Source organism: Priestia sp. P5_B4, assembly GCF_056400385.1.
This window is the reverse complement of record NZ_JBFULJ010000948.1, coordinates 1-1,422: the sequence shown is the minus strand read 5'-3', so window position 1 is coordinate 1,422 and position 1,422 is coordinate 1. Positions and strand designations below refer to the sequence as shown.

Below are 1,422 nucleotides of genomic sequence, written 5' to 3'. Positions count from 1 at the left end.
GGGGAAGAAAGTGCGTAGAAATAAAAAATAAATGGCAAGCCATTAGCCCAAGTGAAAAGCCTCATAAACGTAAAGGCAAAAAGCCTGTTCAAATGACCGAGCGCGATATAACTTATATTGTTCAAGCGTTTGGCGAAGCTACCACCAGAGCTATGGAAGCCGGGTTTGATGGAGTAGAAATTGACGGAGGAAATGAATGCTTACTGCAGCAGTTTATGTCAAGGCAAGCAAATGAACGAAGCGATTCTTATGGAGGAAGCGCAGAAAACCGCTTCACTTTTGCACTTGAAGTTATTCGTGAAGTGACGCGTCGAGCAGCTCATGCGGGCAAACCATTTATTGTGGGATATACATTAGCACCCAAAGAAAAAGGCTATTTAGGAAATAAAGTGGAAGATACATTTGAGTGGATTGATCGTCTTGTTCATACAGAAATTGACTATTTACATATCAGTGCTTTGCATGAACCTACCTTAAGTAGTGAAGAAAATCGTTCACTGGTTTCTTCGATTATTAAGCACGTTAATCACCGGGTCCCTCTTGTGGGTACAGGAGGACTTACGGCAACAGAAGTAGCAGAAGCTTTTGAGAAAGGGCTGGCTTTAATTACGATTGAACAAGCATTAGTTGTACAGCCAGATTGGGTAGAAAAAGTGATAAATAGCGATGAGCCCGCTTCTATGGATGTGACGTCATTAGATAAAGATGTGAGTTTGCCACCTGAAGTGCTGGCTCACTGGCAAGATATGCATAAAAACGACCGCCCTTATTAAGTGAGCGGTCGTTTTTATGTTGTTGACTTAACAATAAGAATTTTATTTTACTGATACTATAACCAAGCAGCATACATAGACTAAAAGAAAAACTAAAAACACAGTTGACTTCTAGGAATAGTTAGGATTACAATATAAACAACTTATTCATAAAACGGACAGCTGATCGGACATACCGAAGGCTTCTAGCAAACAACTGTTGGAGGCCTTTTTGTGCTTTCTAACAGAAGATGAAAGTGGAGGGACAACATGAAAAAGTTAATTACGTTTGCACTTATTGGCTTTTTAGCTCAGTTAATTGATGGATCACTTGGAATGGCATACGGGGTGACATCAACTACGCTGCTTTTAACGTTTGGAATTGCACCAGCTGTGGCTTCCGCATCTGTTCACTTAGCAGAAGTTGTAACAACAGCAGCTTCTGGTGTTTCGCATATTAAATTTGGAAATGTAGATAAATCGATGGTGTTAAAACTAATTATCCCGGGTTCCATCGGAGCTTTTGTAGGAGCCTGCTTTCTAAGTAATTTACCTGGAGATGCGGTAAGGCCTTACGTTTCAACATTCTTATTACTTCTAGGAGTTTATGTGTTATTTCGTTTTTTATTTACGTTTAAAACAAACGAAGAAAAGAGCACCAAACCTTTAT

At 39.7% G+C, this 1,422-nt stretch carries 2 protein-coding genes; both read left to right on the top strand.

What is annotated here, in order from left to right:
- Positions 1-773: oxidoreductase (locus tag AC1DRF_RS27770; RefSeq protein ID WP_477742281.1), on the top strand; the 773-nt coding region annotated here is incomplete at its 5' end.
- 249 nt (positions 774-1,022) lie between these two features.
- Positions 1,023-1,422: sulfite exporter TauE/SafE family protein (locus AC1DRF_RS27765; protein WP_477742280.1), on the top strand; the 400-nt coding region annotated here is incomplete at its 3' end.